The organism is Halorubrum tropicale (assembly GCF_001280455.1).
Classification (GTDB): domain Archaea; phylum Halobacteriota; class Halobacteria; order Halobacteriales; family Haloferacaceae; genus Halorubrum; species Halorubrum tropicale.
On record NZ_LIST01000006.1, the window covers coordinates 25,592 to 47,715 of the forward strand.

Below are 22,124 nucleotides of genomic sequence, written 5' to 3' on the forward strand. Positions count from 1 at the left end.
AGAATAGAGCCCCTGAAAACGGGATGTACCCGTACTCAGCGAGCACTTATAAATGACCGCTCACGTCGACCGAGGGAGAAGCCGCTCGCGCGGCGAGTGGAACTTCGCCCGCGCGGCCGGGGAGGGGAACGGAGATCCGCTTGGTCAATGGTCGGGCCGCCACACCCGCGACGCGAACCGGACGCGGACCAGACCCGAAGAGTCGCGCCGCCTACGGCTCCAGCCGGTTCGGGTCGCGCGGGAACATGATCGCCTCTTTGATGTTGTCGAGGTCGGCGACCTTCTGGACGAGGCGATCGATGCCGAGCCCGTAGCCGCCGTGCGGGGGCGTGCCGTAGCTCAGCGCCTCGATGTAGAACTCGAAGTTGCTCGTCTCGACGCCCTCTTCCTCCATCACTTCGACCATACGCTCCACGTTGTGCTCCCGCTGCCCGCCCGAGGAGAGCTCCTGGCCTTTATAAATCAGGTCGAACTTCCGGGAGGCGATGTCGTCGTCGGGGACGTCCTGCATATAGTAGAACTTCTCGTCGGGGTAGCCGACGACAAAGAACGCGGGGTGGCCCTGCTCCTCGAAGTGCTCGCCGAGCAGCTTCTCCCCCTTCGTGTCGAGGTCGGTCGGGTCGTCCGGGAAATGCCCGTACTCGGTCTCTAAGATGTCGAGCGCCTCGTCGAAGGTGATCCGCGGGAAGTCGTCCTCGGGGACCTCTAAGTCCACGTCCAGGAGGTCGAGCTCGCGCTCAGCGTTCTCGGCGACCTCGCTGAGCGCGTACCGGAGCGACTCCTCTTGGACGTCCATCACGTCGTCCTCGTCGTCGATGTACGCCAGCTCGACGTCGAACATCGCGATCTCGGAGACGTGTCGCGAGGTCGCGAAGTCCTCCGCGCGGAACGCGGTGCCGGTCTCGTAGACGGCCTCGTAGCCGGAAGCCATCAGCATCTGCTTGTACAGCTGCGGGCTCTGCGAGAGGAACGCGTCCTGGTTGTAGTAGAGGATCGGGAACAGCTCCGCGCCGCCCTCGGCGCCCCCCTTCGAGATCAGCGGCGTCTTGATGTCGACGTACCCCTCCGACTCGAACCACTCCTCCATCGCGGTGATCAGCTCCGAGCGCAGGGTGAACACCGCCAGCGTCTCCGGCTTCCGGAGGTCGAGCGCGCGGTTGTCGAGCCGAGTCGAGAGGTCGACCTCGATGTCCTTCGAGATCTCTAAGGGCAGCGGCGAGTCGGCCTCGTCGATGACCTCGTACTCGGTGGGCGCGATCTCGACGCCGCCGGGCGCCTGGTCGCTCTCCAACGGTTCGCCGACGACGCGGACCACGTCCTCGGCGCCGACGTCCTGAACGGCCTCGAACAGCTCGGGCTCGCGCTCCTCCTTGAAGACGATCTGGATGAGCCCCTCGCGGTCGCGTACGATGAGGAAGACGAGGCCCCCAAGGTCGCGGATCTCGTGGACGTGGCCGGCGATGGCGACCTCGTCCGCGTCCGGTTCGACGTCCGACGTGTGAATGCGCTCGATCATGGCGGTGACTGCTTACGCGCAACTGGTCGGGCGGCCGGCATAGGCCTGTCGTCTCGTCGTCGACGGAACGGGACGCCCGCGGCCGCTCCGGCGGATTCTCGGCGCCTCTCGGATCGAACACGCCGTGTTATGTGGTCGCATAACTAACATAATTTTAATATGGAACCGACATATGCGGTGATCAACGGCGCATTCCGCGCCGCGGAACCCGACTATGACCCGCTCCACCACCTCGACGCTCGTGCGGTCCGCGAGCGTCGCGTTCCTCGGGTGGAGCGGGATCGGCTCCGGGATTCCGAACCTACGGTCCGTCCACCCGACCGCGTGACGCGCGTCGGCTGGGGAGGTTTCCCCGCGGGACGGACCGCACCCCGTTCTCTCCAGCCGCGGCTGTCCGTCGCGCGCGTCGAGTCGGACGACCGTCACCCTCGCGAGCGCCGCCGACGGCGTTCGAGGACGCGGGCCGATCGGTCCCGGGGTCGCGACCCGGGACGCCGACCGGCCGCGCCGCGTTCGACTCGCGGCGAGGGCGTATGGCGGCAGCCATCCACACGCCGTCGGTCGAGGCCACGGTGACCGTCCGCGTCTCGCAGGCGGCCACCGGCGACCTCGTCGCCGGCGCCAGAGCACAGATCGAGCGAATCGACGGCCTCCGCGTCGAGGAGCTGGATATCGCCGGCCTCCGCCCCGGCCTCAACGACACCACGGTCGAGGCGGTCGCCACCCTCGCGGTCGACGAGGAGGCGGCCTCGGCGGCCGAGTTCGGCACGGGCGAGTCGGTCGTCGCTGACCGCGTCCGGGAGCGCCTCGCCGACGGCTTCGGTGTCGACCCCGAGCGCGTCGAGCGCGTCGACCCGCCCGACTGACGGGGCGAGTCCGGCGGTCGACAGTCCGGCTATTCCTCGGCGAACCGCTCCCGAACCTCGGCTTCGGCCCGTCGGAGCACCGCCCGGATCGGGAGCCCTGTCGCCTCGGCGACCGCGGCCGCGTCGTCGTACTCCCCGCTGACGTCGTACACCTCTCCGTCCGTCGTCGAGGCGACCTTCACGGCCACCTCGCGGTCCGCGCCGTCGACACGGAGCGTCGCCGTCTCGAACTCGCGCTCCGCGATCCAGCGGTGACTCGCCCCGGACTGGCGCACCCCGAGCGTCCCCGTCTCGCGGGCGAGTCGCTCCGCGACAGCCTCGGCGTCCGCCGGCTTACAGATCACCTTCACGAGGTGGCCCGGACGGGACTTCTTCATCGTCGTCGGGACGATCGTCACGTCCCGCGCCCCGGCGTGTTTGAGGGTCTCTTGGAGCCCGCCGAGGACCTCCGGCGCGGCGTCGTCGAGGTTGGTCTCCAAGACGGCGATGTCGTCGCGGACGAGGGCGCCGCCTGCGGTTCGTTCCCGGGCGGTCTCGCTCTCTGTCGGTCCCCCGTCGCCGACGAGCGCCCTGAGGACGTTCGGATGGCGCTCGAAGTCGGCGTCACCGGCGCCGTAGCCCGCGCGCTCGACCGTCAAGGCCGGGACCGCGTCGACGCCCTCCGCGACGGCCCCGAGGATCGCGGCGCCCGTAGGCGTGAGCAGTTCGCGGTCGATCGGCCCGCCGCCGACCCGGAAGCCGGCCCGGCTCGCGATCTCTGTCGTCGCCGGGGCCGGCACCGGGTACGTGCCGTGGCTCATCTCAACCGTCCCACCGCCGGCGGCGACCGGCGTCGTGACCACGCGCTCCGGGTCGAGGTCCGCTAACAGCAGCGCCGCGCCGACCACGTCGGCGATCGCGTCGTCCGCCCCCACCTCGTGGAAGTGCGTCTCGTCGAGGTCGGTGCCGTGGACCGACGCCTCCGCGCGCCCGAGTAGTTCGAAGGCGTCGAGCGCGGTCGACTCGACCGCGGCGGGGAGGCCCATCGACTCGACGAGGTCGACCACCTCGCGGTAGGAGCGGTGGACGCCGGCGCCCTCGGCGTGCGTCTCGTCTCGGGAGGCGTCCGTCTCGTGGTCATGACCGTGGTCGTGACTATGGTCGTTGTCGGGGCTATGGTCGTGACCGTGACTATGATCGTTGTCGTGGGCGTGGCCGCGATCCGAATCGGCGTCTCCCGCGTCGTCGCCGTCGACGAGGACGTCGACGGTCGTCGCGCGGATCCCGTTCTTCTCCGTCTCGCCGACCGCGTACCGGACCGGGAGCGCGTCGCGCACCGGGCCGAGGACCGCGGGGTCGGCGCCGGCCGCGATCAGCGCGGCGCAGATCATGTCGCCGGCGGCGCCGGTCCGACCGTCGAAGACGAGCGTTCGCATAGCTCCTCCGAGGCGACTGTCCGACAAATACCCCCGGATCGGCGGCTCCGTCGAGCCTATCGGCCGGTGACACGTCCGAGCCGACGGTAGTCGCCGGAGGGTCCGCACACAGGCTGGGACCGCGAGCAACGCCGGCGGGACACTCTCCGTTTCACCAATCATATCCGCGTCGCCGAGCGATCGGCTCGTACCGTGCCCTCCGGAATCAGCGAGGTCGTCTTCAGCGAACCGTCCGGCGGACTCAACGCGTACGCGATGTTCGCCTCCTCACTCCTCATGGCGAGCATCTACGTCTACTTCGGCGTCCTCCGCGGCGTCGCCTCGGTCAACGCGCTCGTCATGGCGGTCGGGTTCGCGCTGTCCGGGGTCGCCGAGTCCCTGCCGGCGGAGCGTCGCCGGTTGGCGGGCTGGGTTCGTGTCGCTGCGGTCCTCCTGTTGACAGGGCTGCTCTTGGTCACGGTTTTCGCCCCCGAAGTCGTTCTCGGCCCGCGGTAGCGGCGTCGCTTCGACGCACACGCCGCGGCGAACGGCGAACGAACGTCCGGTAGAGCGGCCGCGAGTCCACGGCGAAAACGCACGCTTACGACGGGGTTTTATGACCGGACTCCGTATCGTGCTATATGATCACACAGCCTATCGCGGCCGCCGATCGGACCGGCGGAATCGGCGGGCCGGGCACGGGCAACAGGCTTATTCCCGGACCGGATCCAGATACGACCATCCCCCGCGAGGAATCATGAACGAAGTCCAACTCGAAGTGGCGAAGGCGTACCCGAACGACTCGGGGCGCGGCATCGCCCGACTCGACCCCGACACCCTGCTCCACCTGAAGCTCTCGCCCGGCGACATCATCGAGATCGAGGGCGCGGAGACGACCGCCGCGAAGGTCTGGCGCGCCGACCGCCAGGACTGGAACACCGACACCGTGCGCGTGGACGGGTTCACGCGGCAGAACGCGGACGTCGGCATCGGCGAGCGCGTCACTATCCGGAAGGCGGAGGCAGAAAAGGCCGACAAGCTGGTGTTGGCCCCGCCGGAGGAGGCGTCGGTCCAGTTCGGATCCGACGCCGCCGGCATGGTCAAACGGCAGATCCTCAAGCGCCCGGTCGTCGAGCGCGACATCGTTCCCGTGATGTCGTCGACGAACCACCCGTTCATGCGGTCGCCCGGGCAGGCGATCCCGCTGATCGCGGTCGAGACGGAGCCCGACGGCGTCTGTCTCATCACCGAGGACACGGAGGTCGAGCTTCGCGAGGAACCGATCTCCGGGTTCGAGAAGACCGGGGGCGGAATCACCTACGAGGACATCGGCGGCCTCCAGTCCGAGATCCAGCGCGTCCGCGAGATGGTCGAGCTGCCGATGAAGCACCCGCAGATCTTCTCGAAGCTCGGCATCGAGCCGCCGCAGGGCGTCCTGCTCCACGGGCCGCCGGGGACCGGGAAGACCCTGCTCGCGAAGGCCGTCGCCAACGAGACCTCGGCGTCGTTCTTCTCGATCGCCGGGCCGGAGATCATCTCGAAGTACTACGGCGAGTCCGAACAGCAGCTCCGCGAAATCTTCGAGGACGCGAAGGAGGAGTCGCCCTCGATCATCTTCATCGACGAGCTGGACTCCATCGCGCCGAAGCGCGAGGACGTGACGGGCGAGGTCGAGCGCCGCGTCGTCGCCCAGCTGCTGACGATGATGGACGGGTTAGAGACCCGCGGACAGGTGATCGTCATCGGCGCGACGAACCGCGTCGACAGCGTCGACCCCGCGCTCCGCCGGCCGGGCCGGTTCGACCGCGAGATCGAGATCGGCGTCCCCGACGAGGTGGGCCGCAAGGAGATCCTCCAGATCCACACCCGCGGCATGCCGCTGTCGGACGACGTGAGCTTAGACCACCTCGCCGACGAGACGCACGGCTTCGTCGGCGCCGACATCGAGAGCCTCACCAAGGAGGCCGCGATGAAGGCGCTGCGCCGATACCTCCCCGAGATCGACTTAGACGAGGAGGAGGTGCCCCCGAGCCTCATCGACCGGATGATCGTCAAGCGCGACGACTTCTCCGGCGCGCTCAACGAGGTGGAGCCGTCGGCGATGCGGGAGGTGCTCGTCGAGCTCCCGAAGATCTCGTGGGACAACGTCGGTGGGCTCGAAGACGCCAAACAGCAGGTCCAAGAGTCCGTCGAGTGGCCGCTCACCTCGCCGGAGAAGTTCGACCGGATGGGCGTCGACGCCCCGAAGGGCGTGCTGCTGTACGGCCCGCCCGGCACCGGGAAGACGCTGATGGCGAAGGCCGTCGCCAACGAGACGAACGCGAACTTCATCTCGGTGCGGGGGCCGCAGCTGCTCTCGAAGTGGGTCGGCGAGTCGGAGAAGGCGATCAGACAGACCTTCCGGAAGGCCCGGCAGGTGAGCCCGACGATAATCTTCTTCGACGAGCTGGACAGCCTCGCGCCCTCGCGCGGTCAGGAGATGGGGAACAACGTCTCCGAGCGCGTCGTCAACCAGCTCCTGACGGAGCTTGACGGCCTCGAAGACATGGGCGACGTGATGGTCATCGGCGCGACGAACCGGCCGGACATGATCGACCCCGCGCTGCTGCGCTCTGGCCGGTTCGACCGGCTCGTGATGATCGGCCAGCCCGACCGGGAGGGCCGCGAGCAGATCCTCGACATCCACACCCGGAACACGCCGCTCGCGCCCGACGTGAGCCTCCGTGAAATCGCCGAGATCACCGACGGCTACGTCGGCTCCGACCTAGAGGGGATCGCCCGCGAGGCCGCGATCGAGGCGCTGCGCGACGACGACGACGCCGAGGAGGTCGAGATGAAGCACTTCCGGCGCGCGATGGAGTCGGTGCGCCCGACCATCAACGACGACATCCTCGCGTACTACGAGGACGTCAGAGAGCAGTTCAAGGGCGGCGGCGGCGAGTCGCTCCGCGACACCGGCGGCCGGATCGGCTTCCAGTGAGCGCCTGAGTCGCGGGGCCGCAAATCGCCCCGCTCGGACCCGTCGCGATCGACCGTTTTTGCGTTCCCGCATCGAAGCGGAGACCGATATGTCCGACGGCGTGCTCGTCGGCGTGGATGTCGAGCAGCGATCGCCCCGTTCCGCTCCTTTTAACCTCGACAGCGACCAAGCGGAGGCATGTCCCAGCCCCGCGTCCCCGGCGGCGACGAGAACGCGCTGGAGCTACCCTGCGGGGAGACGGTCGGCGTCGGCGAACTGGACCTCGGGATGCGCGAGTACGAGTGCGCCTGCGGCGAGACGCACGCGGTCGTGATGGACGTTCACCCGCCCGAGCGGTTCCTCCCGGAGTTCCTCGTCGAGGTCCTCCGCGAGGCGATCGACACCACCAGCGAGGAGATGCCCGAGTTCGACACGCCGCACCTGCTCGGCGTCGTCTTGGAGGAGTTCCCCGAGGCGGTCGTCGCGCACGACGCCAGCGAGAACGCCGACGTCGGGTACGCGATGGTCTGGGTCACCGAGTTCGACTCCCGCCGGCTCCACGAGATCGTCGTCGAGCTCGTCGTCGAACTGATGGAACACGCCGTGAGCCACGCCGACGACGACGAGGCGCTCTCGGCGTTCGAGCGGGAGATGGTCGAGTTCGACGTGAGCGAGTTCGTCGACCAGTACCGCGCCGAGCGCGACCTCGAGGCCGAGGACCCGTACGCCTGATCGCGGGCGACGACGGGCTCCGCCGCCCACCCCGGCGTGTCCGGTCTCGCCGCGATCGGCGACTCAAACTCCCGATAACGGGGCTCTCAGCCCTCCTGTCTGACGGTTGTCCGACTCCTGTCTCACTGAACCCTATATATTCGGGGACCGTACGTAAGACGTATGAGCGCCGGTGAATACGACCGGTACGACCGGATCCGGAGCGTGCTCGCCGAGGCCGACGAGCCGCTGACGGCGCGGGAGATCCTCGCGCTCGCGGGGGAGTGCGAGGAGATCGACAGTCCCCACCGCGTCGCCACCGTGCTGGGACGGTGGGCCGAGCGCGGCGAGGTCGAGGTCATCGCGGACCGGCCCTATCGGTACCGGCTCGAAACCTGAGCGCAGGCCCCCGCGGCAAGGGACACGCGCTCACTCCGGCCCGAACCGGAGCGTGCCGCCGGTCGGGTCGAGCGTCGCGACCGCACCGAGCGGGAGCGGGAACGAGGGGTCCGTGTGGCCGAAGTCGTAGCCGAAGCCGACGACGACGCCGGGCGCGTACCGTTCGAGCTCTCGGGTCGCGACGCGCCGTATGTCGGCGGGGTACTCCTCGGGGTCCGGGTCCCACTCCAGCGGCGGCGCGTTGGTCCGCGGGCGCCCGAAAACGACGCCGCCGAACCGCTCCAACAATCCGCGTTCGCCCATCGCGCGGAGCGTGTACCCGACCTCGCGCGGCGGCGGGGCGTCCTCTGAGGTCTCCAGCGCGAGGACGGCCCCGTCGAGCCGCTCGGGGTCCGGGAGGAACCGCTCCGTCTGCAGGTGCCACTTCACGATCGCGAAGGAGCCGCCCCAGGTTCGGCCACGGACCGCCTCCTCGGGGTCAGCGTCCGGCCCGACCCACGTCGTCGGACCAGGGTTCTCGCGCCACTCGCGCGGCTCGCCCGTCTCGAAGTCGAACCACTCGTCCGTCCACTCGTCGGCGGGGTCGACGGCGCCGAGCGAGTCTTCGAACAGCGCGCGTCGGAGGTACCGCTCGGTGTACGGGCGGAGTTCGGCGTCGCAGACGAGGTCCGGGTGAACCCCGAGCCCGTAGCTGACGATCCCGCGGTTCCAGAGGAACAGCCGGAGGTTGTCGTTGTCGCTGTAGCCGAAAAAGCGGGTCGGGTTCGCCGCGAGGGCGTCGCCGTCGAGGTGTCGTAAGACTCGGATCTGATCGTCGCCGCCGGTGTACGCCATCACGGCGCCGACCTCCGGGTCCGCGAAGGCGTCCTCGATGTCGGCCGCGCGCGCTCCGGGCGACGCCGGTTCGTCGCGGTCGGGGTCCGCCGTCGGATAGACCCGCGTCTCGACGCCAAGCGCGGCGAGTCGATCGCGACCGATCCGGAGCGTCGCCGCGTCAGCCGGCCGCGAGGGCGCCACGATCGCGAGCGCCTGGTCGTCGCCGAGCGACGGCGGCGTCGTAAACACCATGTTGGCGGGCTGCGTCCGGTGCCTTGATAAATCGTCGGGAGGCGTGTTACGCTGTTTCGTGCGCCATGGTCTGACGTACCTTGCGAAAATCGCAAACTCGCTGCGAGATTCGTATTCTATCGTCGGCCTTATTACGATGAGCGTATTCGGTCCGCGTAATGAGCGAGGACCGGACGATTCTCCTTATCGGCAGCGGACCGATTCAGATCGGACAGGCGGCCGAGTTCGACTACTCGGGCGCCCAGGCGTGTCGCGCGCTCCAAGAGGAGGGCGCCCGCGTCGTCTTGGTGAACTCGAACCCCGCCACCATCATGACCGACCCCGAGACGGCCGACCGGGTGTACATCGAGCCGATCACGCCCGAGGCCATCGCGGAGGTCATCCGCATCGAGGAGCCGGACGGCGTCATCGCGGGGCTCGGCGGGCAGACCGGGCTCAACGTCACCGCCGAACTCGCGGAGGAGGGGATCTTGGAGGAACACGGCGTCGAGGTGATGGGGACGCCGCTGGACACCATCTACGCGACGGAGGACCGCGACCTGTTCCGCCAGCGGATGGAGGGCCTCGGACAGCCGGTCCCGAAGTCGACCACCATCTCCTTGGACGACGACGAGTCGGTCACCGACTTCGACGAGGCGGCCTTCCGCGAGCGCGTCCGGGAGGCGGTCGACGCGGTGGGCGGCCTCCCAGTCATCGCGCGGACGACCTACACCCTCGGCGGCTCCGGCTCCGGCGTCGTCGACGAGTTCGAGGAGCTGGTCGAGCGCGTCCGGAAGGGGCTGCGGCTCTCGCGCAACAGCGAGGTGCTGATCACGGAGTCCATCGCGGGCTGGGTCGAGTTAGAGTACGAGGTGATGCGGGACGCCGACGACTCCTGTATCATCATCTGTAACATGGAGAACATCGACCCGATGGGGATCCACACCGGCGAGTCGACGGTCGTCACGCCGTCGCAGGTGATCCCCGACGACGGTCACCAGGAGATGCGGGACGCGGCGCTCGAAGTGATCCGCGACTTAGGGATCCAGGGCGGCTGTAACATCCAGTTCGCGTGGCACGACGACGGCACCCCCGGCGGCGAGTACCGCGTCGTCGAGGTGAACCCCCGCGTCTCGCGCTCCTCCGCGCTCGCGTCGAAGGCGACCGGGTACCCGATCGCCCGCGTCACGGCGAAGGTCGCACTGGGCAAGCGGCTCCACGAGATCGACAACGAGATCACCGGCGAGACGACGGCGGCCTTCGAGCCCGCCATCGACTACGTGGTGACGAAGGTGCCGCGGTGGCCCATCGACAAGTTCGACGACGTGGACTTCGAGCTCGGCACCGCGATGAAGTCCACCGGCGAGGCGATGTCGATCGGCCGCACCTTCGAGGAGAGCATGGTGAAGGCGCTCCGCTCCTCGGAGTACGACCCCGCCGTCGACTTCGACGCGGTCGACGACGGCGAGCTGGAGTCGGAGTATCTCGAACGGCCGAGCCCGGACCGCCCGTACGCGATGTTCGAGGCGTTCGACCGCGGGTACTCGGTCGACGAGGTCATCGACCTGACTGGCATCCACCGCTGGTACGTCGAGCGCTTCGAGAACATCGCCGAGGGCACCGCCGCGGCCGCCGAGGGCGACTTCACCGAGGCCGCGATGGTCGGCCGCACCGACGCCGAGATCGCGGCGACCGCGACCGCCGGCGGCGTCGACGCCGACGTGGGGCAAGTCGAGAGCGCCGTCCCCGACCGCACCTACAAGCAGGTCGACACCTGCGCGGGCGAGTTCGAGGCCTCCACCCCGTACTACTACTCCGCGCGCCTACCGGAGTTCCTCCGGGGCGCCGACACCGCGGGCGCGGCGAACGAGGTCCGCGTCGACCCCGACGTCGAGAGCGTCGTGGTCGTCGGCGGCGGGCCGATCCGCATCGGGCAGGGCGTCGAGTTCGACTACTGCGCGGTCCACGCGGTGCGCGCGCTCCGCGAGCTGGGCATCGACGCGCACGTGATCAACAACAACCCCGAGACGGTCTCGACCGACTACGACACCTCCGACGGGCTGTTCTTCGAGCCCATCTCCGCCGAGGAGGTCGCCGACGTGATCGAGACGACCGGCGCCGACGGCGTGATGGTCCAGTTCGGCGGGCAGACCTCCGTCAACGTGGGCGAACCCCTCGAGGCGGAGATCGACCGCCGCGGGCTCGACTGCGAAATCATGGGCACGAGCGTCGAGGCCATGGACCTCGCCGAGGACCGCGACCGGTTCAACGTCCTGATGGACGAGCTGGGGATCGCCCAGCCAGAGGGCGGCACCGCGACGAGCGAGGCGGAGGCGCTCGAACTCGCCCACGAGATCGGCTACCCGGTCCTCGTGCGCCCCTCCTACGTGCTGGGCGGCCGCGCGATGCGGGTCGTCGAGGACGACGCCGAGCTGGAGGAATACATCGAGGAGGCGGTCCGCGTCTCGCCGGACAAGCCGATCTTAGTCGACCAGTTCCTCGACGACGCGGTCGAGCTGGACGTCGACGCCGTCGCGGACGGCGAGGACGTGCTGCTCGGCGGCGTGATGGAGCACGTCGAGAGCGCGGGCGTCCACTCGGGCGACTCCGCGTGCATGATCCCGCCGCGCTCGCTCGGCGACGAGACGCTCGGTCGGGTCCGCGAGGTCACCGAGGACATCGCCCTCGCGCTCGACACGGTCGGCCTGCTCAACGTCCAGCTCGCCGTGACCGGCGTCGACGACCCCGAGGCGGACAGCGAGGTGTACGTGTTGGAGGCGAACCCCCGCTCTTCGCGCACCGTCCCGTTCGTCTCGAAGGCGACGGGCGTCCCCATCGCGAAGCTGGCGGCGAAGGTGATGACCGACGACCTGACGCTCGCCGACCTCGACGCGGACGAGCAGATCCCCGCACACCGCTCGGTGAAGGAGGTCGTCCTGCCCTTCGACCGCCTGCCGGGCTCGGACCCGCGGCTCGGCCCGGAGATGAAGTCCACCGGCGAGGTGATGGGCACCGCGACCTCCTTCGGCAAGGCGTACGACAAGGCGCAGGACGCCACCGGGAAGCCGATCCCGGAGTCCGGCACCGCCGTCGTCGACCTCTCGGCCGAGGAGTTCCCGGACCCGGGGACCGAGGCGGGCGAGGCGCTCGTCGACGGCTACGCCGAGCACTTCGAGCTGAGCGAGGCGACGGACCTGATCGAGGCCGCCAAGCGCGGCGACCTCGACCTCATCGTCTCGCGCCAGCGCGACCTGCTGGAGGTCGCCGTCGAGGAGGAGATCACCTACTTCTCGACGCACGCCTCCGCGAAGGCGGCGCTGGAGGCGCTCGACCACGCGGGCGACGACCTCGACGTGATGGCGGTCTCGGACCGCCCGAAGCGCGTCGAGCAGTGGGGCGCCGCGGAGTAGCCCCGGGCGCGACTCGGTCGGCCGGACGCTCTTTTTCGGCTCGTTAGGCCACACACCCGATTTATCGACCGTACCTAACTCCAACGGCGACGATCGGAGACGGTGTGACTACGCAACTACTTCAGGCGGGCCTGCTCGCCGACCCGGAGCCGGCCGCACCGCTGACCGCGCTCGGCGACTCCGCCGTCGTGTTCAACCACCGGGTGTGGACGACCCCGCGGAGACCGGGGCCGGCGGCGTCAAACACGCGCTCGCGGAGACCGTCATGCGACGCTCCGACGAGGCCGGCATCGGGTTCCCGTACCCCCGCACCGAACTCGTCGGCTCGCTCGGCGTCAACCAGATCGGTCGCGACGCGACGGCGGACGACTGACGGCTCACAGTGCTTCGAGCGTCGCGCGGTCCACCTCGGTCGCGGGCATCGCCTCGCCGCCGTACTCGGCGACGAACGACTCGACGTCGCCCTCCTCGCTGAACGGGATCAGGTCGGGTCCCATCGCGCCGATCACCTCGCTGCGCGCGACGACGGTGAGGGAGGGCTCGCGGGCGAACGCCTCGCTGTCGACGTGCGAGGAGAACATCGTGTCGCTGCCCTCCTCGAACACCTCCTGATCGACCGCGGAGTAGTCGGTGAGAAACGTCGCGAGCGGCGTGCGCCCGGAGTCTTCGGCGTCGAAGCGGTAGGTGTACGTACAGGTGGCGCTACAGAACTGCGCCGGGCGACCACCCTCCGGTTCGTCGTCCTCGAAGTGGACCTGCCCGACCGTTCCCGGGTGGTCCGCGACGATCATGCCGCACTGGTCGCATGCCTGGTCGTCGTCGATGGAGACCGGGGCGATCGAGTTCGACCCACCGCCGGCGCAACCGGCGACGGAACCGATCCCTGCGGCGGCGATTCCGGCGAGCACTCGGCGCCGCGGGACGCTCTTCGAGCTGGCGGGCGTGGGAGTCGATGGGTCGCGTTTCGTCATGGTCGTAGTTGGGGTACTGGCCTCTTAGCCCCTCTGGACGCGTTCAGCGGCGCGTTCGAGGAACGAACCAAACGCCATAAGCCACTGGCGATCGAACCGAACGCGTGGCAGTATTCGACACCGACTCGGGCCGGTCGCGTCGCCTCCGTCTCGCGGCCGTCGCGCTCGTCGCCCTCGCGGCCGTGGGCACCGCGGGCGCGTTCGCCGCGGACCCGAGCGAGTCGGTCCCCGAGCCGGTGCGGTTCGAGGACGCGGTCGAGTTGGGGCTCTCCTCGGAGACGGACGCCCTGATGGCGGGCGATGCGACGCTCCCGCGCGTCCAGGTGTTCTACTCGCAGCTCCAGTACGTCGTCGGCTACAACGGGATCGCCTCGTTCGTCGACTCGCGCGGAGACGGGCGGACCGAGCGACAGTTCGGCTACCCGCTCGTCGCGTACGTGGAGACGTTCGATCACCGAGACCCGGGCACGACCGAGTCCGGACTCTTCGCGGCGGGCGGGGCAGGTGGGTGGACGCCGGTCGACGAGGCGTTCTACGTCGTCGGCAGCGACGCCGAGACGCCGTCGGGCGAAGTCGTCGTCCCGTTCCGCGGCCGCGAGGCGGCGGCGGCGTTCGCCGACGACCACGGCGGGTCGGTCGTCGGGTGGGAGGCGGTCCGGACCCGGTCGTACGACGTCGACTCCGCGGCGACCGTGCGGTCGCTCGCCGCGGACCGCTGGCGGACGGCGAACCAGCGGCTCGCGGCCGCGGAACGGCGCGCGGACCGACCGGTCTCCGTCGTCGTCGGCGAGGACGCCCCCACCGTCTCCGCGGCGGTCGCGGCGGCGCCGCCGAACACGACAGTCCGCGTCCCGCCCGGGACCTACGAGGAGACGGTGACCGTGAACCGGTCCGTGACGATCGCCGGCGCGGGCGCCGGGCGGGGCGACGCGGCCGCGACCCGGATCGTCGGCAACGGCACCGGCTCGGTGGTCACCGTCCGCGCGGCCGACGTGGCGCTCACGGGGCTGCGAATCGCGGGAACGGGGAACCGGACCCGGGACCCGGAAGCCGCCCGTCAGTCCCGCGACCCGGAGGGCGGTACGTGGGACACGAACATCCAGCTCGGCTACGGCCACGGCGACGCCGGAGTGAAGGCCGTCGGCGCGCCGGGCCTCGTCGTCGACGAGGTGGTCGTGGACACGAACGCGAGCGGGCTCCTGCTGCGATCGGGTTCTCACGCGACCGTGAGCGGGCTCGTCGTCCACGGGACCGACGAGTGGCAGGCGGGGTTCATGGGCATCACAGGGATGGAGTCGCGCGTCACCGTCACGGACAGCCGGTTCGATGGCGGGCGAGACGGGATCTACCTCCACCGCGCCGACGGCTCCGTCGTTCGGAACTCGACGTTCGTCGACAACCGGTACGGGACGCACCTCATGTACACCGGGGACGCGCTGGTCGCGGACAACGTCTTCCGAAACGAGCTGTTCGCCGGGGTGACCGTGATGACGCGGCCGGCCGGGAACGCGATCGTCGGCAACGACGTCCGCGACTCCAGCGCGGGGATCCAGGCGTCGGGAACGCGGACGTACGTCGGCTACAACACGCTCGTCGACAACGAGCTCGGCTTCTCCACGAGCGCCCGCGGGTCGCTGTACGAGCACAACGTCGTCGTCGGCAACGAGCTCGGGGCGCGGGCGACGACGGTCGTCCCCTCCAGTCGGGTCGTCGCCAACGACTTCGTCGGCAACGCGGACCACGCGGCGGCCGGGGCCGGCGCGCTGCGCGTGTGGGCCGACGGCGGCCGGGGGAACTTCTGGGAGGGCGCGAACGTCGGACCGCGCGGTCCTGGCGAACGGGCGTACCGCCCGACGTCGCCGGTCGACGGGGCGCTCCACCGGACGGTGAGCGCGGTAACGGTACGCGAGTCCCCCGCCGCGCGGCTGCTCGACGCGCTCCGCGGGACCGTGCCCGGGGCGCGCTCGGGGAGCATCATCGATCCGGCGCCCGCGGCCGAACCGTATCACCCCGACCGGCTCGCCGCCGTCGCGGAGTCGGACGGCGACCCGGTCGAGTCGTCGTGGCGCTCCGCCGCCGGAGCGGACGGGAACGCCACGGCGACCGCGGAGGGGGCCGAATGAGCGACCGCACGCTCGCGGCGCTTGACGGCGTCACGCGCACCTACAGCGGCGTCGCGGTGCTCGACGAGGTCTCACTGTCGGTCGGGACGGGCGTCACCGCCGTCATCGGTCCCAACGGCTCCGGCAAGTCGACGCTGCTCGGGGTCCTGAGCGGCGCGGTCGAACCCACCGCGGGGACGGTCCGGTACCCCGAGGGCGGTCCGCGCTCGGGGTCGGAGAAGCGCGTCGGCTATCTCCCGCAGCGGGTACCGTTCCGAGACGGGTTCACCGCCCGAGAGACCCTCGGGTTCTACGCGGCGCTCGCTGGCGGCGACCCCGACGCGGCGCTGGCGGCGGTCGGGCTCTCGGACGCGGCCGGGAAGCGGGTCGCGGACCTCTCCGGCGGGATGCGGCGGTTGCTCGGGATCGCACAGGCGAGGCTCGGCGACCCGGACGTCGTCGTCCTCGACGAGCCGACGAGCGGGCTCGACCCGGAGATGCGAGAGCGGGCGTTCCGCGCGGCGGCGCGGGCGGGCGACGACGCCGCCGTCGTCGTCAGCTCGCACGACCTCGACCTCGTCGACGCCCACGCCGACGCGGTCGTCGTCCTCCGCCGCGGCCGGGTCGCCGCGGCCGGGCGCCGCGAGCGCCTCCTCGACGAGCGGGGGGTCGACGACGTCGCGGCGCTGTACCGCGCGGTCGCTGCCGGCACCGACGGGGCGTCGTCGCCCGCGGGCGGCGGGGCGGAGGAGGGCGGAGAGAGCGGCGGAGCCGACGCCGAGTCGGTCCACGTCACGGGGGTGTCCGACCGGTGAATTCTCCGTTCGGCGGCGTGTGGGTCGTCTTCCGGCGCGAGCTGGTCACGGTGCGCCGGACGCCCGGGTACGCCGTTCTCGCTGCCGGGCTGCTTGTCGTCCTCGCCGGCCTCGTCGCGGTCGGGGGCGGCGGCGCGACCGGGTTCGTGCCCGCGGTCGTCGACCTGCTGTTGCCCGCCGAGGTGCTTGTGCCGCTGCTGGCGGTCGTGCTCGGGTACCGCTCGCTGTTCGCCGACGCCGCGAGCGGGGAGCTCAGCGTGATCCGGACGTATCCGGTGAGCGCGACCGGGTACGTCCTCGGGGTGCTGCTCGCCCGGACGGTCGCGCTCGTCGCGCTCGTGGGCGGCCCGTTCGCGCTCGTCGGCACCTACGTGTGGCTCACCGCCGCGCCGGACACGGGCATCTTCGCGACGCACGCCGGTGTCGACTCGCCGGTGCTTTTCGTCCGCTTCATCGCGCTCGTCGTGCCGTTCGGCGCGGCGTACCTCGCGCTCTCGGCGGCGGTGTCGACGGTCGCGACGAGCCGGCGGAGCGCGGTCGCGCTCGCCCTCCTCGCGCTGCTCGGCGGCGTTCTCGCCGGCGACCTCGCGGTGCTTCGATCGCTGTCGGCCGGGGCGTCGCCGGGCGGGATCGCCGGGTCGGTCGCGCTCTCCCCGAACGGTGCGTTCCGAGGACTCGTCTTCGAGCACGTGATCGGCGTCGCCTTCGCGCCGGAGGGCGGGTTCGTCGAGACCGGGCGGGCGGTGGCATCGCTCGTCGGATGGACAGTCGGCGGGACCGTCGTCTCCGTCGCCGCCGTCGCGTTCGGGCCCCGCGTCGGCGTCGCGGTCGAACGCCTCCGCGGGAGCGTCGGCCGGTAGGCGCGTCGCTCGGCTCAGTCCGAGGCGGCGTCGTCGCCGACCGCGCCGGGCGCGTGGGCGTACACCGCATAGAGGACGGTCGCGGCGATGAGGAAGTCCAGGCTGTGCGCGAGGAGGTGGTGGACCGGCATCGGCACGGCTCCCAGAACGGTCCCGACGCCGACCACCGATCGAGCCAGAAGCGCGCCGACGGCGAGGGAGATCAGTCGGTACTGCGCCTGCCGGCGGCGTCGGTAGGCGGCGAGGCTGACGGCGAAGAGGAGACTCGTCCCGAGTCCGGCGGCGACCACGACCGCCAGGATCGGCAGCGACCCCTCCACGGACCATCCGGCGAGCGCCGACACCGACCCCGAGAGCGACTGCGTCACACCGGCCCTTGGGAGCCGACCGACAAGAAGACGTGCCCCGCCGCCGTTCCCAGAGCGAGAGACCGCACGGGCGCCTTTTATCCCGAGCGGGGGTAGGTCGATCCCCCGAAAATGGCGGACACCAGAGACAGGATCCGACGCCACGTCCGCGACGCCCCCGGCGTCCACTTCAACCGGATCGGCCGCGAGCTCGACATCGCGACCGGACAGGCGCAGTACCACCTCCGCCGGCTCGTCCGGGACGGCGAGCTCGCGGTCGAACGCATCGGCGGGCGCGCGCACTACTTCGATCCGGCGGTCGACCCGTGGGACCGGCGGACGCTCGCGTTTCTCAGGCGGGAGACGGCCCGCGAGATCGTCGTCAGGCTCCACGCCGACGGCCCAACCCGGCCGGCGGCGCTCGCCGGCGACCTCGACCTCGCGAAGAGCACGGTGTCGTGGCACGTCTCGACGCTCGCGGACCACGGGATCGTCGAGAAGTCCCCCGACCGGCCGATGACCGTCGCGCTGGCGCGTCCGGACCGGACGGCCGCGCTCCTCGACGAGGTGTCGCCGTCGCTGCCCGACCGGCTCGTCGACCGCTTCGTCCGCACGGTCGACTCGCTCCTCGACGCCGAGGGGTGACGGGTGAGCGCCGCGCGAGGGGATCGGTGTGAGCCGGGCTCGCGCCCGTTCGCCGATCACACCAGATCGGTTAGCGACCCGGCGGTCGTTGATCCGGTATGGACGTCCTCATCGATACCGGGGCGCTTCGACTCGTCGACGCCGTCGGAACGGCGACCTGTGAGCCGAGCGGCTCCCTGTACGCGACCGAGTCGCTCGGCCTCGGCGTCTTCCTGCTCGTCGGACTGCTCGGCGGCGCGCACTGTCTCGGCATGTGTGGCCCGCTCGTCACCACCTACGCCGATCGGATGCGGTCCGGGCAGGCCGGCGGCGGTCGCGGGCGAGACGACGACCTCACCCTCCGCCAGGTGCGCCAGCACGCGCTCTTCAACCTCGGACGCACGGCGAGCTACGCGACCCTCGGCGGGGCCTTCGGTCTCGCCGGCAGCCTCGCGTTCGTCACGGGGCGGACGGTCACCGGCGTCGCCGACGACGTCCACGCGCTCACCGGCATCTTCGTCGGCGGAGTGATCATCGCCGTCGGCGCGCGCTACGCGCTCCGCCTCCGGCTGGAGTCCGTCCCGATACCGGGGTTCGACCGGGCGGCGAGCGCGGTGAGCGACCGGATCGTCGCCCGCGTCGACGCGTGGGTCGGAGACTGGCGGATCGTCGGTCTGGGGGCGGCGCACGGCTTTCTCCCGTGCCCGCTCCTGTACCCGGCCTTCCTCTACGCGTTCGTTCAGGGGAGCGCGCTCGGGGGAACGGTCGCGCTCGGCGCCCTCGGCCTCGGCACCGTGCCGTCGCTGCTGCTTTTCGGTACGGTGTTCGGGTCGATGCGTCTCGAAACGCGGCTGCGGATCCACCGGGTGCTCGGCGTCGCCTTCGTAGCCCTCGGATACGTCCCGCTCCAGCACGGGCTCGCGACGCTCGGCGTGCCGCTGCCGCACCCGCCGATCCCGTACTACACCCCGTTTTGACTCGGGCGACCGACTCGCCGCGCGCTCGCTCCCGCGTGACCCGGGTCGCTCGCGTTCGTCGATCGCACCAGACGCGTTATGCGCCGCTCGCCCCTTCGCTCGGGTATGAAGCGACGAACGCTGCTCGCCGGCGTCGGAACGGCCGCCGCCGGCTCCGTCGCGGGCTGTACGTCGCGCCTGTTCGGTGGAAGCCCGGACGACGTCGTGCTCGATCCGCAGTCGGACCAGCTCGCGGACAGCGAGGACCTCGCGTATCCCGCGTACGGCCAGCCGCTCCCGTCGTTCGAGCTGCCGGCTCCCCTCGCGGACGAGACGTTCGACAGCGACGAGCTCGACCGGACCGCCCTCGTGACCGGCGTGTTCACGTTCTGTCCCGCGGAGTGTTCGATCCTCCTCCGCCAGTGGGCGACGGTACAGCGCCGCGTCGCGGCGGCGGGGCTGACCGACGACACGTACTTTATCCCGATCACGTTCGATCCGGAGCGCGACGACGCGGCGGCGCTCCGCGACAACGCCGAGTCGATCGGCGCCGACCTCGAGGCGGGCAACTGGATCTACCTGCGGCCGGAGACGCCGGCTCGCGCGAAGGCGGTGGTCGAGGACCGACTGGGGATCGGCTTCGAGCGGACGACGGAGAGCGACCGCCTCCCGGGCTACGACTTCACCCACATCGTCGTGACCCTGCTCGTCAACCCCGACGGCGTGGTCGAACGGGCCTACCGCGGCGAGCGAATCGACCCGGAGCGCGTCGCGGGAGACATGGAGCGCGTCGTCGCCGCGTTCGACGACGAGTGACGCCCCGTCGAACGCTCAGACCGACGCGCGGCCGGGACCTCGCTCTCCCGGAGGGGGAACGCACAAACCGTCCGCCGCCCTCCGGAGCGGTATGAACGTCGACGTGCTGCTGTACGACGGGTTCGACGAACTCGACGGCATCGGGCCGTACGAGGTGTTCGACTACGCGCTCGGCTACGCCGCCGCGGACGGCGAGCGCGCCGGCCGGGTCAGGTACGTCACGCTCGCCGAGCGCGAGACGGTGACCGCGAGCCACGGGACCCGCGTGGGCGTGGACGGAGTCCTTCCCGACCCCGAGTCGGCCGACGCGCCCGACCTGCTCGTCGTCCCCGGGGGCGGCTGGAGCGCGCGCGACGAGGACGCGAGCGCCTGGGCGGAGGCGCAGAAGGGCGACGTGCCGCGCGCGCTCGCCGGCCACCACGCGGCCGGCACCCGGATCGCCTCGGTGTGTACGGGCTCGATGCTGCTCGCGGAGGCGGGCGTCACCGACGGCCGCCGGGCCGTGACGCACGCGTCGGCGGTCGAGGAGCTCCGCGAGTCGGGCGCCGAGGTCGTCGACGCCCGCGTCGTCGACGACGGCGACCTGCTCTCCGCGGGCGGCGTCACCTCCGGCATCGACCTGGCGCTGTACGTCGTCGAGCGCGAGTTCGGCGCCGCGGTCGCCGATCGAGTGGCGACCGTCATCGAGTACGAGCGGCGGTACGAGGTCGCCGAGTAGGTCGGACCGCGCGAGGGCTCAGTCGTCGTCCTCCGGCAGGGGCGGGCCCTCGTCGTCGACCTCGTTGGTCGTGATCCCGCCGTCCGCGTCGACGGTGATCACGGTACAGTCGAGCTCGCCCCGGAGGAAGGAGTCGATGTCGGGGTCGGAGAGCAGCTTCTGGACCATCCGCCGCCACCGGCCGGCCTGCTTCGACCCGATGACGACCACGTCGGCGCCCTCGGCCACGACCTCTTCGAGGATCGTCTCCTCGACGAGGAAGCCGCGGCGGACGACGTAGCGCGCGCGGTCGACCCGACCGATTCGCTCCTCGACGGCGCGCTTGAGGTCGCTGCGCGAGACCCCGCCGGAGCGCTGGTAGAGGTCGACGTGGAGGACCGTGAGGTCCGCGTCGCGCTCCTCGGCGACGCGGGTCGCCTCTCGCAGCGTCGCCGCCGAGTGCGACGAGGGAGGGAACCGGACGGGGACCACGACGAGCGTCATGTCAGACCGGTCGCGCTCGGGACGTAAATACGCTGTCGATGTGGCGGCCGCGCGAGCGCGTCAGCTCGGGCCGTCGACCGGCACCGGCTCGTACGGCTCGGCCGGCCAGTCGAGGTCCGGGTCGGCGGGGTCGACGTCGAGCGCCTCGCCGGGCACGCGCTCGCGCTCGCCGGCGTCGTAGGCGTTTGCGGTGTCGATGAAGGCGATCCCGTGGTCGATCGCGGTGTCGACGACCACCTGCGCCTCCTCGTCCGAGAGGTGCCGGTCCGCGTCGCCGCCGAAGGTGTTCGTCCCGATGCCGATCCGACTCGCCTTCGTTCCGGACCCGCCGAGCGTCGCGTACTCCCTACGGCGGCCACGCGCGGCATGGACGAAGCCGTCCCGCTCGCGGCCGCGCTGCCGGGGCGCCCGCGCCTTTTTGTCTCGTCGGTCGAACCCGTTGGTGATGGACCGACAGGGAGCGCGCCGGACGACGGAGGAGTGATGGACCGACTCCCCACGGAGGGGCTCTCGCCGCTCGCGAGTCGCGTCGACGAGGTCCTGGCGCGGTACGGGTACGAGATCGGCCCCGCCATCGACGCGATCGACGCGGCCGTGTCCGGCTACGGCGGCCTGTTCGACCCGGGGACCGGCGACGGCGAGATCCGGACCGCCGTCGAGGCGGTACTCGCCGCGGACCCGCCGGGCGAGCGGGAGGGCTCGTGGGGCGACGACGACGGCAGCGTGGTCCTCTACGTCGACGGGAGCGCCCGCGGGAACCGGGGGCCGGCGGGGGCGGGCGCCGTGTTGCGGGCCGACCGCGAACCGGCGGTCCGGCTGGGGCGACCGGTCGGCCGGGTCGGAAACAACGCCGCGGAGTACGCCGCGCTCCACATGGGACTGGAGGCGCTGGCCGCGCGCTGCGACCCGGCGGCCGTCGAGGTCCGGATCGACTCGCGGACCGTCATCGACGACGTCTGGGGGACAGGTGACGGCGTCCCGTCGGCCGCGCCGTACAGGACGGCGATCCAAGAGCGGATCGCGGCGCTGTCCGCCTGCGAGTGGACGCACCTGGCCGACAGCGACCCCAACCCGGCGGACGCGCGGGCCGCGGTCGGCGCCGACATCGCGGCGCTCGGCCCGTGACCAGA

The 22,124-nt window shown here is 71.0% G+C and carries 22 protein-coding genes; 15 read left to right on the plus strand and 7 right to left on the minus strand.

Translation table 11 applies throughout. The features are described from left to right. Nucleotides 1-211: 211 nt before the first annotated feature. Complete coding sequence (gene aspS, locus AMR74_RS13545; protein ID WP_053772593.1) at nucleotides 212-1,516, minus strand: aspartate--tRNA(Asn) ligase; 1,305 nt, start codon at nucleotides 1,514-1,516, stop codon at nucleotides 212-214. A gap of 533 nt (nucleotides 1,517-2,049) precedes the next feature. Between aspS and AMR74_RS13550 the strand changes: the two genes are divergently transcribed. Then, complete coding sequence (locus AMR74_RS13550) at nucleotides 2,050-2,382, plus strand: hypothetical protein (RefSeq protein WP_053772594.1); 333 nt, start codon at nucleotides 2,050-2,052, stop codon at nucleotides 2,380-2,382. Between the two features lie 29 nt (nucleotides 2,383-2,411). On the opposite strand, the gene larC is transcribed toward AMR74_RS13550, so the two are convergent. Beyond that, the gene (gene larC / locus AMR74_RS13555; RefSeq protein ID WP_053772595.1) at nucleotides 2,412-3,797 is read right to left on the minus strand and encodes a nickel pincer cofactor biosynthesis protein LarC; all 1,386 of its coding nucleotides are present in this window, start codon (nucleotides 3,795-3,797) and stop codon (nucleotides 2,412-2,414) included. A 192-nt stretch (nucleotides 3,798-3,989) separates the two neighbouring features. On the opposite strand from larC, the gene AMR74_RS13560 reads away from it, so the two are divergent. The 4 genes from AMR74_RS13560 (at nucleotide 3,990) to AMR74_RS13575 (ending at nucleotide 7,845) form a co-directional block, all read left to right on the plus strand. Next, on the plus strand, nucleotides 3,990-4,292 hold the full coding sequence (locus AMR74_RS13560; RefSeq protein ID WP_053772596.1) for a hypothetical protein: 303 nt from the start codon (nucleotides 3,990-3,992) through the stop codon (nucleotides 4,290-4,292). A gap of 241 nt (nucleotides 4,293-4,533) precedes the next feature. Next, on the plus strand, nucleotides 4,534-6,756 hold the full coding sequence (locus AMR74_RS13565) for a CDC48 family AAA ATPase (protein ID WP_053772597.1): 2,223 nt from the start codon (nucleotides 4,534-4,536) through the stop codon (nucleotides 6,754-6,756). Nucleotides 6,757-6,933: 177 nt separating this feature from the next. After that, nucleotides 6,934-7,467, plus strand: coding sequence for a DUF5815 family protein (locus AMR74_RS13570; protein ID WP_053772598.1), 534 nt, complete (start codon nucleotides 6,934-6,936; stop codon nucleotides 7,465-7,467). A 162-nt stretch (nucleotides 7,468-7,629) separates the two neighbouring features. Next, nucleotides 7,630-7,845, plus strand: coding sequence for a hypothetical protein (locus AMR74_RS13575; protein ID WP_053772599.1), 216 nt, complete (start codon nucleotides 7,630-7,632; stop codon nucleotides 7,843-7,845). A 30-nt stretch (nucleotides 7,846-7,875) separates the two neighbouring features. Here AMR74_RS13575 and AMR74_RS13580 read toward each other — a convergent pair whose 3' ends face one another. Next, the gene (locus AMR74_RS13580) at nucleotides 7,876-8,913 is read right to left on the minus strand and encodes a S66 family peptidase (protein WP_053772600.1); all 1,038 of its coding nucleotides are present in this window, start codon (nucleotides 8,911-8,913) and stop codon (nucleotides 7,876-7,878) included. 158 nt (nucleotides 8,914-9,071) lie between these two features. Here AMR74_RS13580 and carB point away from each other — a divergent pair, with 158 nt between their 5' ends. Beyond that, a complete protein-coding gene (gene carB, locus AMR74_RS13585; RefSeq protein WP_053772601.1) occupies nucleotides 9,072-12,302 on the plus strand; it encodes a carbamoyl-phosphate synthase large subunit in 3,231 nt (1,076 codons plus the stop codon). 205 nt (nucleotides 12,303-12,507) lie between these two features. Then, nucleotides 12,508-12,675, plus strand: a complete 168-nt coding sequence (locus tag AMR74_RS19205; RefSeq protein WP_158295140.1) for a hypothetical protein — start codon at nucleotides 12,508-12,510, stop codon at nucleotides 12,673-12,675. Between the two features lie 4 nt (nucleotides 12,676-12,679). Here the strand turns inward: AMR74_RS19205 and AMR74_RS13590 are convergent, their stop codons facing one another. Next, nucleotides 12,680-13,273 (minus strand): nitrous oxide reductase accessory protein NosL, encoded by a 594-nt coding sequence (locus tag AMR74_RS13590; RefSeq protein ID WP_053772602.1) that lies wholly within the window; start codon nucleotides 13,271-13,273, stop codon nucleotides 12,680-12,682. A gap of 104 nt (nucleotides 13,274-13,377) precedes the next feature. On the opposite strand from AMR74_RS13590, the gene AMR74_RS13595 reads away from it, so the two are divergent. Genes AMR74_RS13595 through AMR74_RS13605 form a run of 3 tightly spaced genes read left to right on the plus strand, consistent with a single transcriptional unit; the run spans nucleotide 13,378 to nucleotide 17,050 of the window. Next, nucleotides 13,378-15,396 (plus strand): NosD domain-containing protein, encoded by a 2,019-nt coding sequence (locus AMR74_RS13595; protein ID WP_053772603.1) that lies wholly within the window; start codon nucleotides 13,378-13,380, stop codon nucleotides 15,394-15,396. Beyond that, the gene (locus tag AMR74_RS13600; RefSeq protein WP_053772787.1) at nucleotides 15,393-16,190 is read left to right on the plus strand and encodes an ABC transporter ATP-binding protein; all 798 of its coding nucleotides are present in this window, start codon (nucleotides 15,393-15,395) and stop codon (nucleotides 16,188-16,190) included. Before AMR74_RS13595 ends, AMR74_RS13600 begins: the two co-directional genes overlap by 4 nt. Next, on the plus strand, nucleotides 16,187-17,050 hold the full coding sequence (locus AMR74_RS13605; protein ID WP_053772604.1) for a hypothetical protein: 864 nt from the start codon (nucleotides 16,187-16,189) through the stop codon (nucleotides 17,048-17,050). The genes AMR74_RS13600 and AMR74_RS13605 overlap by 4 nt, the downstream gene beginning before the upstream one ends. A gap of 14 nt (nucleotides 17,051-17,064) precedes the next feature. Here AMR74_RS13605 and AMR74_RS13610 read toward each other — a convergent pair whose 3' ends face one another. Beyond that, nucleotides 17,065-17,418 (minus strand): DUF7471 family protein, encoded by a 354-nt coding sequence (locus AMR74_RS13610; protein ID WP_053772605.1) that lies wholly within the window; start codon nucleotides 17,416-17,418, stop codon nucleotides 17,065-17,067. Nucleotides 17,419-17,529: 111 nt separating this feature from the next. Here AMR74_RS13610 and AMR74_RS13615 point away from each other — a divergent pair, with 111 nt between their 5' ends. From AMR74_RS13615 to AMR74_RS13630, 4 genes are all read left to right on the plus strand, one after another. Next, nucleotides 17,530-18,042, plus strand: a complete 513-nt coding sequence (locus tag AMR74_RS13615; RefSeq protein ID WP_053772606.1) for a winged helix-turn-helix transcriptional regulator — start codon at nucleotides 17,530-17,532, stop codon at nucleotides 18,040-18,042. A 98-nt stretch (nucleotides 18,043-18,140) separates the two neighbouring features. Next, entirely contained in the window at nucleotides 18,141-18,998 is an 858-nt protein-coding gene (locus AMR74_RS13620; RefSeq protein ID WP_053772607.1) for a sulfite exporter TauE/SafE family protein, read from the plus strand. 105 nt (nucleotides 18,999-19,103) lie between these two features. Continuing rightward, nucleotides 19,104-19,793: an SCO family protein gene (locus tag AMR74_RS13625; RefSeq protein ID WP_053772608.1), complete on the plus strand. Its 690-nt coding sequence runs from the start codon at nucleotides 19,104-19,106 to the stop codon at nucleotides 19,791-19,793. A 91-nt stretch (nucleotides 19,794-19,884) separates the two neighbouring features. Then, a complete protein-coding gene (locus tag AMR74_RS13630; RefSeq protein WP_053772609.1) occupies nucleotides 19,885-20,511 on the plus strand; it encodes a DJ-1/PfpI family protein in 627 nt (208 codons plus the stop codon). 18 nt (nucleotides 20,512-20,529) lie between these two features. On the opposite strand, the gene AMR74_RS13635 is transcribed toward AMR74_RS13630, so the two are convergent. Then, on the minus strand, nucleotides 20,530-20,994 hold the full coding sequence (locus AMR74_RS13635; protein ID WP_053772610.1) for a universal stress protein: 465 nt from the start codon (nucleotides 20,992-20,994) through the stop codon (nucleotides 20,530-20,532). A 60-nt stretch (nucleotides 20,995-21,054) separates the two neighbouring features. Further along, on the minus strand, nucleotides 21,055-21,441 hold the full coding sequence (locus AMR74_RS18220; RefSeq protein ID WP_082356888.1) for an aldo/keto reductase: 387 nt from the start codon (nucleotides 21,439-21,441) through the stop codon (nucleotides 21,055-21,057). A gap of 36 nt (nucleotides 21,442-21,477) precedes the next feature. Between AMR74_RS18220 and AMR74_RS13640 the strand changes: the two genes are divergently transcribed. Then, the gene (locus AMR74_RS13640) at nucleotides 21,478-22,119 is read left to right on the plus strand and encodes an RNase H family protein (RefSeq protein WP_053772611.1); all 642 of its coding nucleotides are present in this window, start codon (nucleotides 21,478-21,480) and stop codon (nucleotides 22,117-22,119) included. Nucleotides 22,120-22,124 lie beyond the last annotated feature (5 nt).

Coding starts and splice junctions, on each gene's coding strand:
- AMR74_RS13570 (WP_053772598.1), top strand. CDS start 6,934: ATGTCCCAGCCCCGCGTCCCCGGCGGCGACGAGAACGCGCTGGAGCTA.
- AMR74_RS13600 (WP_053772787.1), top strand. CDS start 15,393: ATGAGCGACCGCACGCTCGCGGCGCTTGACGGCGTCACGCGCACCTAC.
- AMR74_RS13580 (WP_053772600.1), bottom strand. CDS start 8,913: ATGGTGTTTACGACGCCGCCGTCGCTCGGCGACGACCAGGCGCTCGCG.
- larC (WP_053772595.1), bottom strand. CDS start 3,797: ATGCGAACGCTCGTCTTCGACGGTCGGACCGGCGCCGCCGGCGACATG.
- AMR74_RS13615 (WP_053772606.1), top strand. CDS start 17,530: ATGGCGGACACCAGAGACAGGATCCGACGCCACGTCCGCGACGCCCCC.
- AMR74_RS13635 (WP_053772610.1), bottom strand. CDS start 20,994: ATGACGCTCGTCGTGGTCCCCGTCCGGTTCCCTCCCTCGTCGCACTCG.
- AMR74_RS13575 (WP_053772599.1), top strand. CDS start 7,630: ATGAGCGCCGGTGAATACGACCGGTACGACCGGATCCGGAGCGTGCTC.
- AMR74_RS13620 (WP_053772607.1), top strand. CDS start 18,141: ATGGACGTCCTCATCGATACCGGGGCGCTTCGACTCGTCGACGCCGTC.
- AMR74_RS13625 (WP_053772608.1), top strand. CDS start 19,104: ATGAAGCGACGAACGCTGCTCGCCGGCGTCGGAACGGCCGCCGCCGGC.
- AMR74_RS13630 (WP_053772609.1), top strand. CDS start 19,885: ATGAACGTCGACGTGCTGCTGTACGACGGGTTCGACGAACTCGACGGC.
- AMR74_RS13550 (WP_053772594.1), top strand. CDS start 2,050: ATGGCGGCAGCCATCCACACGCCGTCGGTCGAGGCCACGGTGACCGTC.
- carB (WP_053772601.1), top strand. CDS start 9,072: ATGAGCGAGGACCGGACGATTCTCCTTATCGGCAGCGGACCGATTCAG.
- AMR74_RS13640 (WP_053772611.1), top strand. CDS start 21,478: ATGGACCGACTCCCCACGGAGGGGCTCTCGCCGCTCGCGAGTCGCGTC.
- AMR74_RS13565 (WP_053772597.1), top strand. CDS start 4,534: ATGAACGAAGTCCAACTCGAAGTGGCGAAGGCGTACCCGAACGACTCG.
- aspS (WP_053772593.1), bottom strand. CDS start 1,516: ATGATCGAGCGCATTCACACGTCGGACGTCGAACCGGACGCGGACGAG.
- AMR74_RS13590 (WP_053772602.1), bottom strand. CDS start 13,273: ATGACGAAACGCGACCCATCGACTCCCACGCCCGCCAGCTCGAAGAGC.